Origin of the sequence: Streptomyces sp. NPDC012835 (assembly GCF_042900885.1) — a bacterium.
In the GTDB taxonomy this organism is placed as follows: Bacteria; Actinomycetota; Actinomycetes; order Streptomycetales; family Streptomycetaceae; genus Streptomyces.
The window spans coordinates 140,682-154,557 of the sequence record NZ_JBIBBW010000007.1; the positions used below are offsets into that span (position 1 = coordinate 140,682).

Consider the following 13,876-nt stretch of genomic DNA (forward strand, 5'->3'; position numbering starts at 1 on the left):
CGGGCGGGCATACGGGGCCCGGCGGGCGGCTGTGTTTTGAGGGGTTGTCCCCCGTCCCCCCGGGCCCGGGGGCCGCCCCCCCCGGGGGGCGGGGGCGCCCCCCCCCCCCCCCCTCTCTCGTTCTCACTCTTGCCGCTTACCCTGCTCGGGCTTGGGCTCTCCTCGGCGCCGCGCCTGCTCTTGATCGCCGCTGTGGGGGGCAAGGGCGTTCAAGACGAGTTCGAGCGCGAGAGCGCCCGTGTTCGTGATGGAGCGGTCATCGAGGATCACGTGCCGGTCGTCGCCGTTGGCGACGCCGCCCGCTGTTGCTTTGTCATCGAGTCGGGTACGGGTGACGCGGTACAAGATGCCCCCCTTGTGGCATGGCCGGGACTTTGCCTCGAACACATGTGCGAGGCAAAGTCCGATCCACAGTACTCGCACGGACACCGCAGGTCACGCGCTTACGACTGCCCGTTACCGTCCGTTCCGCTTACGACCTGCGCGTTCCCGAGGCCAAGTTCCTTGAGCTTCTCTTTAAGGATCGGCAACTCTTCCGGCGTGGTCCCTGACGCGTACGCGACGACAACCGTCGTTCCGGCAGTGCTCGCCTTGAGGGGGTCGCCGACAACCAAACCCGTCCACTCCTCCGCCGCCGCCGCCTGCACCGCGGCGAGGTCGCGGCCGACCCCCGCCGCCACCGCTCGCACGAGCCACCGCTCGCGCTTGTAGCTCTGGCCGTTGGCGATCTTCCACAGCGTGCTGTGCCCAACTGCCTTACCTGTCTCGGGATCGATGGAGCGCTCGGCAAGTCTTCGCAGCGTCTCGCCCTTGACCGCCAACGCCCCACGGACGATGTCGGCGAAGGGGGCGGACTCGGCGCCCTCGATGGGGATGTCGTTCTCCGACACGGTCTCATCTCCGTTCTTGTCGCAGAACGCGAACAGCCTCATCTAAGCAGCCATCACCCCTTGATGCACATGAGACAACGCCGTTGACGTGGTGATCTCGGTTCCCTACTGTCGTTCTTGTTCGAGAACAGAAACAGGCATAACGCCTAGTCGGGCAGTCGTGCGCCCTACACTGTTCGATTTTTGAAACAGGCATGAGGGGGATCATGTGGCTGTCGACTTCATCGGCCCACCGCCGCGAAGCAAGAACACAAAGCACTCGCTGATCGCGAGCGAGCTCAAGGCGCACCCGGGATCGTGGGGCGTCGTACAGAAGTCGGGCAACATCGCTCGCGCCTCGTCGGCAGCACAGGCGATTCGCCGTGGCCGGCTCTCCGCCTACCTTCCGGCGGGAACCTTCGAAGCGGTCGCCCGCACTGTCGTCGAGCACGGGGTCGTCGAGCACCGTGTGTACGCCCGGTACGTCGGGGGTGCGGAGTGATCACCGCCCCGCCGGCCACCGTGACACCGACGGGCGTCGTCGTGGCACTGCCGAACCTCGACCGCGAGCAATGGCTCACCGTTCGCCGTACGGGAGTTGACGGCTCGGAAGTCGCCGCGGTACTCGGCATGAGCAAGTACACCTCGGCGCACGAGGTCTACCTCGACAAGCGGGGCGAGCTGCCGCTCGACCGTCCCCAGCACCCGGACCTCGCCGAGGCTGCGTTCTGGGGACTGGCACACGAGCCGACCATCGCCCGCGTGTTCTCCGAGCGCTCCGGCCTAGCCGTCGTCGAGGGCCCGGGGACGCTCGCGCACGTCGAGCGCCCTTGGATGCTCGCCAACGTCGACCGGTACGTGCTCGACGAGGGCGCGCGGCCGTCCAGCCTCTTGGAGATCAAGACGCGCTCGGCCTATCAGCTCGACGAGTGGCTCGACAGCGTGCCGGACGGGCCGGCCCTACAAACTCACTGGTACCTCGCCGTCACCGGCTACTCGCACGCGCACGTCGCCGCGCTGCTCGGCGGTAACCGGCTGCTGATTCACCGCGTCGAGCGCGACGAGGCCCTCGTCGAGCACCTCGTCGCCCTCGTCGGCGAGTTCTGGCAGGGAGTACTCGACGGCACCCCGCCGCCGGTCGATGGGTCCGAGGCGACCGAGGAACTGCTCGGCCACCTCTACAAGGTCAAGGCCGATGCCGTGACCGTCGCCGACCCGTCCGAGGTCGAGCCGCTGCTGGAACGCCGGCGCGAGCTCAAGGCCCGCGAGGCGAGAACCGCCGACGAGCTGCGCGAGGTCGACAACCGCTTGAAAGCGGTCGCCGGCGAGGCCGAGATCGTCAAGACGCAGGGCGCCGTCGCCTTCACGTGGAAGCAGAACGGCCCGCTCTCGACGAAACGGTTCACCGCCGCGCACCCGGACCTCGCACAGCAGTACACGCACCGCGTCGACGCGCTCGATACCAAGCGCCTCGCCGCCGAGCACCTCGACGAGTTCCGGGCGCACCGCGCCCGACGCCTCGTCGTCCCGAAGGAGTCCGCAGCGTGAGCACCAACCTTGCCGAGCGCGTCGCCAGCAAGCGCACCCGGTCGCACTCCCCGGCCGTCCAGCCCAACCGCCCCGCGCAGCCGGCAACGCTCGTGCAGTTCGTGCAGCAGATGCGCCCGGAGATCGAGCGCGCCCTGCCCGCGCACCTCGGCGGCGCCGACCGGATCGCGCGCATCGCACTTACCGAGCTGCGCAGGGTCGAGCACCTCGCCGAGTGCACGCAAGAGTCGTTCGCCGGCGCGCTGATGACCTGCTCGGCCCTCGGCCTCGAACCGGGCGGCGTGTCCGGCGAGGCGTACCTGCTGCCGTTCTGGAACAAGAAGGTTAGGGCGTACGAGGTACAGCTCGTCATCGGCTATCAGGGCATGATCAAGCTGTTTTGGCAGCACCCGCTCGCCGCCGGCCTCGACGCGCACACGGTGTACGAGGGCGACGATTTCGAGTACGAGTACGGCCTCGAACCGAAGTTGACGCACCGGCCGGCGCGCGGCTCGGCCAAAGGACGGCCGACGGACTACTACGCCGTTGCGCGCCTGTCGAACGGCGGTAGCGCGTTCGTCGTACTCGACGTCGACGACATCGAGACGATTCGAAAGCGCAGCAAGGCCAAGGACTTTGGGCCGTGGTCGACGGACTACGACGCGATGGCCCGCAAGACCGCCATTCGCCAACTCTTCAAGATCATTCCGAAGAGTGCCGAGCTCGCTCGGGCGGTCGCGCACGACGAGACCGTGCGGCGTGATGCGTCGCCCGAGGGGCTCGACGTGCCCGGGGACTACATCGAGGGTGAGACCGTGCCGCAGCCGGCCCCGCAGGGCACCGAGCAGGCCACGGTCGAGGACGTGCCCTCGCAGTTCTCCGGATGGCCCGAGGCCGCCGAGCCAGCAGCGGCCGACGCCGCGCAGTGAGCCACGGGCCCGCCGTCCCGACCCATTGCGGGCATTGGGACGGCGCCGCCGGCCGCCACTGCCGCGCCGCCGACGGCGTGCGCCACTACCTCACCGGCCACCGCTGCCCCGCCCATACTCCCGCCGCACTCGCCGGCCGCCCCGAGGCCTCCGGCTCACCAACACCCGTAAGGAGAAGGACAGTTGAGCCGCGCCGCGACGGATTGGGTATGGGACCACGCCACCGCCCGAGGTACCGCTCGAACGGTGCTGCTCGCCATCGCTGACAAGGCAAACGTCGACGCCACCGCCTACGCCGGTACCGCGATGCTCGTGCAGCGCACCCGCGCCGCCCGCTCGACCGTGCGGGACGCCGTCGACGCGCTGCTCGACTCGGGCGAGCTCGCCGTCATCGAGGACGCCACCGGGCCTCGCGGAGAGACCGTTTACCGCCTGCCACTCGTCACCGCGACAGTCCGCACGGAGGGGACCGGAAATCGGCCCGGGCCGGATTCCGACCCGGGCCGAGGATCGGCCCCCCGGGGGCCGGAATCCAGTACGGAGGGGGACCGGAATCCGGCCCGAGGGGGAGCGGAAACCGGTCCCCAGAACAAGAAGAACAAGAGAGAACAGGAAGCACAGCAGCAGCCGCGCGCGAACACCCCCGCTCGGTCCCCGCTGATACCCGAACTGCACCCGCTCGGCGACGCCCTCGCCGCCGCCGGCGTCGCCGTCCGCTGGACGCTCGGCCTCGGCGAGCAGCGCGACGTATGGCGCCTCGTCCAGCAGCACGGCGTCGAGGCCCTCGTCGAGCTCGCCGCCCGCCGCACCCAACCGGGCACCGACCCGAAACCGGCCCGCTACTGGCTGCGTGTGTGGGGCGACCTCGACCGCGCGCTGTCCGCTCGCCCCAGCCCCAACGTCGTGCCGCTGCACTCGCCGGCGCCCGCCGCCTACACAGACAACCTCGCCGCCGGCCTCGCCCTGCTGAAAGCCCAAAAGGAGGGCACCCCGTGATCGACGAACACATCGCCGCCCTACTCGCCTACGCCGGCCGGCTCGACTCCCGCGTGCGCCGCGCTCTCGCCGACCCGCAGCAGTCCGCCCGCACCATCGCCGATTGGACGGCCGCCCTCGCCGAGGTACCCGCCACCCTGTCCGACACCGGTTGGGACGCCTCGCAGGCCGTGCGCCGCTACTACGAACAGCGCGCCGGCGACCGGTCCGCCCAGTTCCGCGCCGTCGAGCCGCACGACGTGCTCGCCGCATGGGCACCGCACCGCGGCGAGCTCATGAACCGCCACACCGACCCCGTACCGGCCGCGGACCCGGACGACCCGCAGGCATGGCGCGAGGAACTGCTCGGCACCCGAGCCGCGGTCGCCCATGGGCACACCCCGCCGGCGCAGTACCGCGCCGAGATCAACTCAGCAGGGCAGAAACGTCTCACCGCCCTCATGTCGGGAGTCGGCAACGGTCCGCGCCGCTACATGCCCGAGCACGTCGCCCGCGACCTCGCCCCCTACCGGCCGGCCCGGGCCCACCGCGAGGCGATCGTCGCCGAGGGCATCCCCGACCCGCTCGGCGTCCGCTGCCCGCACTGCCACGCGCAGCCCGACCAGCCGTGCCAGAGCGGATACCGACGCAACGGCAAGGGCCGCCGCGCGCTGTCCGGCGTTCACCCCTCGCGCATCGAGGCCCTGATCGCCCAACTCGACCCAACCGACGACGAGCAGGCCGAAGCCGAGCAGGTCCGCCTCGCCCGCCTCATGTGCCAACCACCCGCCCCACGCGAAACCCGCGCCCGCCACACCTCGGGAGGAAACCGCCGATGACTCCCGCAGCCGCACGCGCAGTGATCGCCGCCCACTTGACCGACGCCCTCGACGTGCACCCCCACCTCGCCACACTCACCGCGGCCGAGCTGCTCGACCGCCTCGCCATTGAGGGATGGGAGATCAACACCACCCGGCACGCGCGACCGGTCGCGCCTCGCGCGCGGGAGACCCGCGGCGCTCGGCGCCTCGTCGCTCGCCTGTTTGCCCTGCGCGTATTCCACGTTCATCGACTTCCGCACGAAGAAAGGACGCCTGCCCGATGACCGTCGACCTCGTCGCCACGCTCGTCGTCGCCTCGGGCGTACCGCTCGGCCGGCTCGCCTGTCGACGAGACCCCGGGCCGCTGCGACGACACCCGGCTGATGCCTGCGGCGCCTGCCCGCCGCGCTTCACCACCTGCACCGCACTGAACGAGGGGGAAACACGATGAACACCCGCACCCGTACCGATTCCCGCCGAGGCCGCCGCGAGCACCGCGAGGTCGAGCGCGACGCCCGCCGCTCTCGTCTGCGCGCGCTGCTCGCCCGTGCCGACCGGGGCGTGCTCACCCCCGAGGAATCCGCCCTACTGCGCGGCGACGTCGAGGCCGAGATCACCGAGTGCGACACGCACCGACGCAGCGCCGGCGGACAGCAGGCAGCAGCAATGCGCCTGCACAGCCGGATCGACGCCGCCGAGCAGTGCATTGCCGAGACCGAGGCCGAGCGCGACGAGGCTCGGGCGCAGCTCGCCCACGGCCACACGAACAGTGGTTCGCCGTCAACACGATGAAACCTGCATTGATCCACTTCCGAGTCACCGTGACCGCCGACAACCGGCTGATGACCAAGGGCATTCGTGTGCGTCGCTCGCGTGGTCACGGACATGCCGCATTCCAACGCACCGAACAGGAGCAGCGCCGATGACCTACGCCACCGCCGTACACGAGACCGTCGCCGCCCTGCGCTCCATCCGTGAGCAGTGGGCCGAGCTGCTGCTCGCCATCGAGACCCCGCCCGCGGACGTCTGGCCACCGCGGCAGCTCGGGCACACCCTGCGCGCCGTCGACGACGAGCAGCTCGTCGTCGAGGACCGGGCGCCGCTCGTGCTGCGCGAGCACCCCGCGCCGGCCAACCTCGACGCTCTCGACGCCGGCCTCGCCATCGAGCGGCAGGTGTTCGCCCTCGCCGACACCCTCGCCGCCGCCGTCCAGCACGCGAGCCACGGCGACCCGCGCCGATGGGAATACCAACACCCGGGCGCAGCAGACGCACGGGGCGCGGCCGGCTCGCGCGCGCATGGCTTGCACTTCGCGTGCGTGTGGGTCGAGGGGCGCGTGCTCAACGAGGACACCGAGCCCGAGCAGCAGCTCGACGGCGCCCTCGCCGCTCCGCCGTTCGCTCCCCTGCCCCCGCACCTGCTGCACGAGGCACGGCGTACCGCGCGCCTCGCCGAGGGCCGACTGCTGCGGACCCTCGGGCTCGACCAGCGCACCACGCCCGTCCCCGACCGGCCGTGCCCGTGGTGCGGCGGCGAGCTCACCCTGCACACCGACCCGGACGAGGCGCCGAGGGTGACCTGCTCGACCGGCGAGGACTGCACCGCACCCGTACCCCTCGACGAGCACGGGTGGCGCGTATGGGGGTGGGCCGATCTCGTCGGCCTCGTCGTCGCACTCGCCGAGGCCGATGCCGTGCCCACTTCGTAGGTATAGCCCAGACTGCACAGCCCTAACGGTCAGTGCGCCACCCAGTAGACGACGGCCGTCACGAGGGCGCTGCCTGCCGCTGCGGCAGCGCCCCTGACTGCCGCGAAAGCGGCTGCCCGCATGAACCGGCGTGCGCCGCGTCGTCCGCTGTTCCCCATTGGTCTCCTCCATTGCGTCGTCAGGGCCACCCCTGTTGGGCGGCTTCAACCACTGTGGCCAGCGCAGGCGTTGGATCGGACGTCAAGCAACGGGCGCCAATGTCATCAAACGTCTCGCGACGACTCCGGACGGTTGCGATGATGCCCGGACAGTTTCGAACGGTTTCAAACGGTGGAGGCACGGGTGGGGCGAGCGGGTCGTCTTCGCAAGCCGGAGTTGCACGGGAACCACAAGGAGCTCAACAGGGCTTTGCACGAGCTACACAAGGGGGCAGGGTTGCCGTCGCTGGCGACGGTGGCGACGGAGCTGAAGGGCGCTGGGATCTCGCGCAGCACGATCTACGATGCCTTCTCCAGTACGCGACTTCCGAACTGGCACGTCGTTGATGCCCTGGTGGAAGTCCTCGCTGCTCGGCATCCCCGAACTGCGCCCGAGCAAGAAGCCGAGTCCTTCCATGCCCTGTGGCTACTGGCAGTTGACGAGGAAGACGACGACGCAGACCACGCCCCCCGCAGTGCGCCCGAGGAGCCTCAGGACGACACCGGGGACCGCCTCACTGTCCGCCTGCCGGACGGTACGTCGACAACCCTGAAGCCGAGCGGCATCGACACCCTCGCAAGCGCAGGTGCCTCCGCAATTGTGTCGTCCATAGGGACCGAGGCGTGGTCCCGAATGAGAGAGCAAGTCGGCGCGATCTTTAACCGGCGATACGAGGGGCGAATATGGCTGCATGTGCCGTATGAGCTCAAGGACCGAGCCAAGGAGTTCGGAGCACGTTGGGATGCCGACTACAAACTCTGGTTCATCGAGGAGCCGGTACCCGAGCTCATGGAATATCAGGTGCCCGGCCCTCACCCGCCCGATATCCAGCTAGGGGAGATCAGCACAGGCTGAGCCCCGAACCCTCTTGCCTCGTTACCTGTTCGTGACCTAGAGTTGGAGGCGCCTCCGGCGTGCCCGGAAACGGAACGCCGATCCAGCTGAACGCCCCGCCGCTCTCCCCCATAGCAGCGAGGCGTTCGCTCTACCTAGCGCAGTCCATAGACCTCGCGAGCCACGTACCTACAGGTCTCGACAAAGTCGCGCGCCGCCGCCGGAGTCACTGCCTCTCCATGCACCGCCTGATTCCTCAGCCGTCGCAGATCGTTGAAGATCGAAACCCCACGCGAGGAAAGGCCGATCCCCTCCAGTGCCGGAATCAGCTCAGTCAGGAGGGGAGGAGCCTCGCGCCTGTATCTGCTCTGGGGCATGGCGTCCTTCAGCTGAAGAGTTGTCCTGGTTATCTCTTCGAGCACGAGCCAAGCCGAGATGACCGCCCCGATGGGCGAGGCATCCGCGACGCCCCAAGCCTCTTGGAAGACTCCAAGCCGTGCATTGCCGTCGGTAGCAGAGTCTTCCTGTTGCGCGCCCTGTGGCTGCGCTAGCCCCTCTGCCTCTCGCCGCATCTCACGGGCATCTGTCGCAAACTCGATCGACCCAGCGGGGGTTTCGAGCCGGGTCATGCGCGCGAAGGCTTGCTGAATGTGGCTGCGGAGAGCCCAAGCGACGCCAACCGTCACGGCGGGCCACGCCAGCGCCTCTATGTACTTCAAGACCAGCTCTGCAACTTTCACCCCGCCATGTTGACGGCCACCGCGCCCTACCAGGTGTTCAGAGCGGATCTGTGATCGAGGTGAGACATGGGCCGCCCCATCGACGACCGCGACCGCGAGCGGGTCCGCCGACTGCACTCTGAGGGCGAGAGCCGTAACCAGATCGCCCACAGCATCGGGCGAAGCGCAGCGAGTGTCTCGAAGATCGCACGCGAACTTGGACTCACCTTCAACGGCGGCGCCCGCGTTGCCGCCGCCACCGAAGCGCGACGAGCCGACGCTGTCGCACGGCGCGAGCTGCTCGCTGACGAGGCACTCGACGGCGCCCTCGGGCAGGTCACCAAGACCGCCGGTGCCGAGTCAGCACGCGATGCCCGCGACCACGCCACCGCTGCCCGCGCACTGACCGAGGTGCACGCCCGCGTCGCCGAACTCGCCCGCCAGACCGGCACCGGGAGCAGCGGCGGCTCGATGCTCGACCGCCTCGCCGACGTCCTGCTCGGACCGAGTGGGGGTGCCGGACAGGGGGTGTGATGGCTGCGCCTCTCCCTCTGTCCGACAAGCAGCTCGCATCGATCCGGGGCGCCACGGCTCGTATCAACATCTGGCACGGCAGCGTGCGGTCGGGTAAAACGATCGCGAGCCTTGTCTGCTTCCTGCTCATGGTCCGCAGGGCGCCGGCCTCGGGCTTGATCGTCATCGTTGGGCGCAGCTTGCAGACGATCGAACGCAACTGCCTTGATGTACTGCAAGACCCGACGCTGTTCGGCGAGCTCGCCGCCGAGGTCCGCCACACACGCGGCGCCACAACCGCCGTGATGCTTGGTCGCGTTGTGCACCTCGTCGGAGCGGCGGACGCCCGGGCCGAGGGGCGGCTGCGCGGCATGACCGCCGCCCTCGCCTACGCCGACGAGGTCACGCTGCTGCCGGCAGCATTCTTCCGGCAGTTGCTCGCCCGCCTGTCCGTGACCGGCGCGAAGCTGATCGGGACGACCAACCCGGACAGTCCGCGGCACTGGCTGCGAACCGACTACCTCGACCGGGCCGGCGAGCTCGACCTCGCCGAGTTTCACTTTCGGCTCGCCGACAACCCGAGCCTTTCTGAGGCGTACGTCGCCTCGCTCGCGAAGGAGTTCACCGGCCTGTGGCGTCGGCGCATGATCCTGGGCGAGTGGGTCGTCGCTGAGGGCGCGATCTATGACGCGTACGACGAGCAGCAGCACGTCGTCGACGAGCTGCCCCCGATGCGCCGGCATTGGGCCGGCATCGACTACGGCACGAGCAATCCGTTCTCGGCACTGCTGCTCGGCGCCGGCGACGACGACCGGCTGTATGTCATCAGCGAATGGCGCCACGACGCCCGGGCCGCGCACCGTCAGATGACGGACGCCGCATACAGCCGCGCCGTGCGCAGGTGGCTCGCCGAGCAGCAGGTCGAGCCCGAGTGGACGTTCATCGACCCGAGCGCGGCGAGCTTCTCCACACAGCTTTGGGCCGACGGACACCCGGGCGTGACACGCGCCGTGAACGACGTTCTCGACGGCATCCGCTCGGTATCGGTGGCCCTCGACTCCGGTCTGCTGCGCATCCATCGCTCGTGCGCCGGCCTGCTCGCGGAACTGCCCAACTACGTGTGGTCAGAAGAGGCCGCCGCCCTCGGCGAGGACAAGCCCGTCAAGAAAGACGATCACAGCGTCGACGCGCTGCGCTACGTCATCCACAGCACCGCGCACGAGTGGCGAGGACTCCTCGCCCAAGCCGGGTAACCCTTCCCGCTCCGCCCCGGCCACCCCTGTTGGCGCCCTGGGCCTCGTCATGAGGGGGCGGTGCACCGTGCGTGCTGACTGGGCCGACCGTTTCCTCGCCACCGTTACCGACGCCCCGGGCGGTTGCTGGCAGTGGACCGGCTACCTCATGCCCAACGGGTACGCCCGCATCAGCGTCGACGGCGAGCGGCAGTACGCGCACCGCATCTCGTACGAGGCGTTCGTCGCCCCCATCCCCGACGGACTCGTGATCGACCACTTGTGCCGCAACCGGGGGTGCGTGAACCCTGCTCACCTCGACGCCGTGACGCAGCGCGTCAACGTGTTGCGCGGCGAGTCGCACGCCGCCACCCGGGCCCGACAGGTCTCGTGCCTGCGTGGTCATCGGTTCGACACCACCAACACCTACGTAGCAAGCAACGGCACCCGCAAGTGCCGACGATGCCGCGCCGCCGCGCGCGAGCGTTCACGACTTCGGCGACAGGGGGTGCACTGTGCCGCTGCCTGAGAACGGCGCCCCGTGGCCCCCGCCGCACCTCGCCGTGCCGTACCGAGAGATGAAGACCAACGACGCTTGGTACAGCGGGAGTCACAAGCGACTGACCAACGTCTACCGCCACGGATCGCAGCGCCGCGAGGACGGCCGCCGCCGCCTATGGGGGCGCCACCGACAGCCGCACCCGGGCAAGCCCGACCGCCGGCTGCACATCCCCCTCGCCGGCGATATCGCGAGCGCCTCGGCCGCGCTGCTGTTCTCCGAGCCGCTCGCCCTGGCCGTGACCGACACGAGCACGCAGGACCGCCTCGACGAGCTCGCCGAATCCGGCGGACTGACCAACACCCTATTGGAGGCCGCCGAGGTCTGCGCGGCTCTGGGCGGGGCGTACCTGCGGTGCACGTGGGATACCGAGCTCGTCGACCGGCCACTGCTAACCGTCATGCAGCCCGACCGGGCCGCGCCCGAGTTCGCGTACGGGGTGCTGCGCGCGGTGACGTTCTGGCGCGATCTGCATGGCAGCGACACCGCGACGGTATGGCGCCACTTGGAGCGGCACGAGCGCGGGCGGATCCTGCACGCCCTCTACTCCGGCACCCCCGACTCGCTCGGGCGGCGTGTGCCACTCACCGAGCACCCCGACACGGCCGGCCTCGCCGGCTCGCTCGGCGCCGACGGCGACGCGATCGCAACCGGCATCGACGCCCTGACCGCGGTCTACGTGCCCAACCTGCCGAGCCGGATGTACCGCGGCTCGATGTTCGGGCGCAGCGACTACGACGCCCCGATTCATGACCTCATGGACTCGCTCGATGAGACGTGGTCGAGCTGGATGCGCGACATTCGCCTCGCCCGGGCCCGGCTGATCGTGCCGGACTCCTACCTACGCGATCACGGGCCCGGCCGCGGCGCCTCATTCGACGACGACCGGGAAATCTGGCAGGGCCTCGCGATCCCACCCACCGAGAGCGCCGGCATCACCTTGTCGCAGTTCGCGATCAGGGTCGCCGAGCACGACGCCACCGCCGACCGAATCGTGCGGCAGGCCGTGCAGTCCGCCGGCTACTCCGTCGCCACGTTCGGCATGGAGGACGTCGCCGCAATCACGGCAACCGAGGTCAAGGCGCGGCAGCGCAAGAGCATGACCACCCGGAAGCAGAAGGCCGGTTACTGGGCGCCGGCGCTCGCCGACATCCTGCACGCGCAGCTGATGATCGACCGCGTCCTGTTCTCCCGCGGCATCGTGCCGGAGCGACCCCGTGTCACCTTCGGGGCAGCAGTGAGCGACGATCCGACGAGCATCGCGCAAACCCTGTCACTGCTCACGCAGGCGCAGGCGGCGAGCGTCGATACGCGCGTGCGCATCCTGCACCCCGATTGGGACGACGAGCGCGTGCAGGTCGAGGTCGAACGCATCCTTGTCGAGACCGGGCAGGCTGTTCCCGATCCCATGCAGTCAGGGTCGCTTGTCTAATCAGTGGGCCCGGTCAGACGCACCCCACGCCCACAGGTTTGAGCCGCTACCGAATGATTCCAGCCAAAAGTGCGACGAGTTTGTCAGAGTTCCAAGCACGTCGCATATTGCTTAATTAAATTGATCGCAGCTATCAAGGTACAGGGACGGCGCAGGTCAGGCCGTGCGGCAATTCCATAGGACCGAACAATGGTCCGGAATTGTTCTGCTACACCCATGCCAAAATTCGATACGAATTCCTTCTCGGCGGCCGTTTGCGCTGGTCAGAGGCCAGATCCATGCTCTGCCCCATGGACGTCACTACCGGCGCGATCATCGCTGCCTTCGGGATTCTCGGACTCTTGATCACCCTCACGGCATCGACACTGCGCCAACTCCCGGACCTCATCCACGCGTTCCGAGAGGTACGGCGCTGCCTCCGGAGCGAGACACCCGAGGGCTCGGACGATACCGAGAGTTGAGCACCTGTCAGCTCTACAACAGCACGGCGCAGTGGTTGCCCAGCCTCCGTTAACCGGGCAACCACTGCGAATGCCTAACCCGCCGTCCAGCCGACGAACTTGTCGCCGTCCTCGTAGGCAAGCTCCATACCGGCGTGCACGACGAGCTCAGCCAAGTCATCGACCGGCTTCTCAGGGAGCATCACGACGAGCCGCGCATCCTTCTTGGGCATGTGGCGGCTGTAGTCGTGCAACTGCCCGATGGCCATCCGCACCGCGTTACGGCCGCTGCTGCCCTTGAGCTCGTAGAGCACGTTGTCGGTCACGTCGTACAGGTCCGTCCAGAACGTGGCGGTCAGACCCTTAATCCGGATCTTGACGCGCTTGACCTCGTGGCCCTGGCTCTGGAGGAAGGCGAGGAACCGGTCGCTCAGCTCCGCCTCGCGCCACGTGATCTCGACGGCGTCGCTCGCCTTTCGGGTGACCTTCTTCTTACTGTTCTTCTCCGGCTTGGTGACCTGCCCCGTGGTCGCCTCGGCCGGCTTGAGTTCGAGCAGCGTGGGGTCGCTGATCGGCACCGCCGGTACGGTCTCGATGTCGTCCTCGGGTGCCGCGGACACGAAGTCTTCGGCGACCTGCTCGACCTCGGCCACGGGACGCAGGCGGAAGACGTAGACCCACCGAAGCTGGTCCTTGTTCTGGTCGAGGGCGCGGCGCCGTACGAACGGCTCGTCGTCGTCGAGCGTGAACTCGCCTAGGTACCGGTGCTTCTTGGTTCCGCTGTTGCCCTTGACGTACCCAACGCAGACGAACACTCGCAGCGTGCGGCCCTGTTCGACATGCAGCGCGACGGCCTTGTTCCGGTCGGTCAGGGTCTGGTCACCCTCGACCCCCTGCCCCGTGTACTCGAAAACGGGGCCCTTCTCGTCTTCTTCGGCAATCCACCCATCCTGATAGCCGTAGTCCTTGCCGCTGTCGTGATCTGCATAGATCAGGACGTTGGGGGTCGTGCTGGACGGGATGATGCCGCCCTGGGGGCCACCGCCGAACATCACCTGCATGTCCGCGCGCGTAACAACATCGCCGAGCTTGAGCTGCACAGAGGTCATGCTCACGACCG

At 68.8% G+C, this 13,876-nt stretch carries 19 protein-coding genes; 15 read left to right on the forward strand and 4 right to left on the reverse strand.

Going from position 1 to position 13,876, the window contains the following annotated elements; all coding sequences use genetic code 11:
• Nucleotides 1-123 precede the first annotated feature (123 nt).
• Both ACFY6S_RS26245 and ACFY6S_RS26250 read right to left on the reverse strand, forming a co-directional pair.
• Complete coding sequence (locus tag ACFY6S_RS26245; protein WP_388827381.1) at nucleotides 124-345, reverse strand: hypothetical protein; 222 nt, start codon at nucleotides 343-345, stop codon at nucleotides 124-126.
• Nucleotides 346-443: 98 nt separating this feature from the next.
• Nucleotides 444-932, reverse strand: coding sequence for a hypothetical protein (locus ACFY6S_RS26250; RefSeq protein ID WP_388827379.1), 489 nt, complete (start codon nucleotides 930-932; stop codon nucleotides 444-446).
• A gap of 166 nt (nucleotides 933-1,098) precedes the next feature.
• Here ACFY6S_RS26250 and ACFY6S_RS26255 point away from each other — a divergent pair, with 166 nt between their 5' ends.
• The 10 genes from ACFY6S_RS26255 to ACFY6S_RS26300 all read left to right on the forward strand — a co-directional run bounded on the left by ACFY6S_RS26255 (nucleotide 1,099) and on the right by ACFY6S_RS26300 (nucleotide 7,882).
• Nucleotides 1,099-1,371, forward strand: coding sequence for a hypothetical protein (locus ACFY6S_RS26255; protein WP_388827376.1), 273 nt, complete (start codon nucleotides 1,099-1,101; stop codon nucleotides 1,369-1,371).
• The gene (locus ACFY6S_RS26260) at nucleotides 1,368-2,417 is read left to right on the forward strand and encodes a YqaJ viral recombinase family protein (protein WP_388827373.1); all 1,050 of its coding nucleotides are present in this window, start codon (nucleotides 1,368-1,370) and stop codon (nucleotides 2,415-2,417) included. The genes ACFY6S_RS26255 and ACFY6S_RS26260 overlap by 4 nt, the downstream gene beginning before the upstream one ends.
• On the forward strand, nucleotides 2,414-3,325 hold the full coding sequence (locus tag ACFY6S_RS26265; RefSeq protein WP_388827370.1) for a recombinase RecT: 912 nt from the start codon (nucleotides 2,414-2,416) through the stop codon (nucleotides 3,323-3,325). Before ACFY6S_RS26260 ends, ACFY6S_RS26265 begins: the two co-directional genes overlap by 4 nt.
• A 183-nt stretch (nucleotides 3,326-3,508) precedes the next feature.
• Complete coding sequence (locus ACFY6S_RS26270; protein ID WP_388827367.1) at nucleotides 3,509-4,321, forward strand: hypothetical protein; 813 nt, start codon at nucleotides 3,509-3,511, stop codon at nucleotides 4,319-4,321.
• A complete protein-coding gene (locus tag ACFY6S_RS26275) occupies nucleotides 4,318-5,139 on the forward strand; it encodes a hypothetical protein (RefSeq protein WP_388827364.1) in 822 nt (273 codons plus the stop codon). The genes ACFY6S_RS26270 and ACFY6S_RS26275 overlap by 4 nt, the downstream gene beginning before the upstream one ends.
• A complete protein-coding gene (locus ACFY6S_RS26280; protein ID WP_388827361.1) occupies nucleotides 5,136-5,405 on the forward strand; it encodes a hypothetical protein in 270 nt (89 codons plus the stop codon). Before ACFY6S_RS26275 ends, ACFY6S_RS26280 begins: the two co-directional genes overlap by 4 nt.
• On the forward strand, nucleotides 5,402-5,572 hold the full coding sequence (locus ACFY6S_RS26285) for a hypothetical protein (protein WP_388827358.1): 171 nt from the start codon (nucleotides 5,402-5,404) through the stop codon (nucleotides 5,570-5,572). The genes ACFY6S_RS26280 and ACFY6S_RS26285 overlap by 4 nt, the downstream gene beginning before the upstream one ends.
• Entirely contained in the window at nucleotides 5,569-5,913 is a 345-nt protein-coding gene (locus ACFY6S_RS26290) for a hypothetical protein (protein ID WP_388827355.1), read from the forward strand. The genes ACFY6S_RS26285 and ACFY6S_RS26290 overlap by 4 nt, the downstream gene beginning before the upstream one ends.
• A 130-nt stretch (nucleotides 5,914-6,043) precedes the next feature.
• On the forward strand, nucleotides 6,044-6,829 hold the full coding sequence (locus tag ACFY6S_RS26295; RefSeq protein ID WP_388827352.1) for a hypothetical protein: 786 nt from the start codon (nucleotides 6,044-6,046) through the stop codon (nucleotides 6,827-6,829).
• Nucleotides 6,830-7,264: 435 nt separating this feature from the next.
• Nucleotides 7,265-7,882 (forward strand): DUF5710 domain-containing protein, encoded by a 618-nt coding sequence (locus ACFY6S_RS26300; RefSeq protein ID WP_388827349.1) that lies wholly within the window; start codon nucleotides 7,265-7,267, stop codon nucleotides 7,880-7,882.
• Between the two features lie 134 nt (nucleotides 7,883-8,016).
• Here ACFY6S_RS26300 and ACFY6S_RS26305 read toward each other — a convergent pair whose 3' ends face one another.
• A complete protein-coding gene (locus ACFY6S_RS26305; protein WP_388827346.1) occupies nucleotides 8,017-8,601 on the reverse strand; it encodes a hypothetical protein in 585 nt (194 codons plus the stop codon).
• Nucleotides 8,602-8,667: 66 nt separating this feature from the next.
• Here ACFY6S_RS26305 and ACFY6S_RS26310 point away from each other — a divergent pair, with 66 nt between their 5' ends.
• The 5 genes from ACFY6S_RS26310 to ACFY6S_RS26330 all read left to right on the forward strand — a co-directional run bounded on the left by ACFY6S_RS26310 (nucleotide 8,668) and on the right by ACFY6S_RS26330 (nucleotide 12,777).
• Entirely contained in the window at nucleotides 8,668-9,114 is a 447-nt protein-coding gene (locus ACFY6S_RS26310; protein ID WP_388827343.1) for a hypothetical protein, read from the forward strand.
• A complete protein-coding gene (locus tag ACFY6S_RS26315; RefSeq protein WP_388827340.1) occupies nucleotides 9,114-10,346 on the forward strand; it encodes a PBSX family phage terminase large subunit in 1,233 nt (410 codons plus the stop codon). The genes ACFY6S_RS26310 and ACFY6S_RS26315 overlap by 1 nt, the downstream gene beginning before the upstream one ends.
• Before the next feature lie 67 nt (nucleotides 10,347-10,413).
• Nucleotides 10,414-10,854, forward strand: a complete 441-nt coding sequence (locus ACFY6S_RS26320) for an HNH endonuclease signature motif containing protein (RefSeq protein ID WP_388827337.1) — start codon at nucleotides 10,414-10,416, stop codon at nucleotides 10,852-10,854.
• A gap of 49 nt (nucleotides 10,855-10,903) precedes the next feature.
• A complete protein-coding gene (locus ACFY6S_RS26325; protein WP_388827334.1) occupies nucleotides 10,904-12,316 on the forward strand; it encodes a phage portal protein in 1,413 nt (470 codons plus the stop codon).
• A 290-nt stretch (nucleotides 12,317-12,606) separates the two neighbouring features.
• Nucleotides 12,607-12,777, forward strand: a complete 171-nt coding sequence (locus ACFY6S_RS26330) for a hypothetical protein (protein ID WP_388827331.1) — start codon at nucleotides 12,607-12,609, stop codon at nucleotides 12,775-12,777.
• A 74-nt stretch (nucleotides 12,778-12,851) separates the two neighbouring features.
• Here the strand turns inward: ACFY6S_RS26330 and ACFY6S_RS26335 are convergent, their stop codons facing one another.
• Nucleotides 12,852-13,865: a hypothetical protein gene (locus ACFY6S_RS26335; protein WP_388827328.1), complete on the reverse strand. Its 1,014-nt coding sequence runs from the start codon at nucleotides 13,863-13,865 to the stop codon at nucleotides 12,852-12,854.
• Between the last annotated feature and the right edge of the window lie 11 nt (nucleotides 13,866-13,876).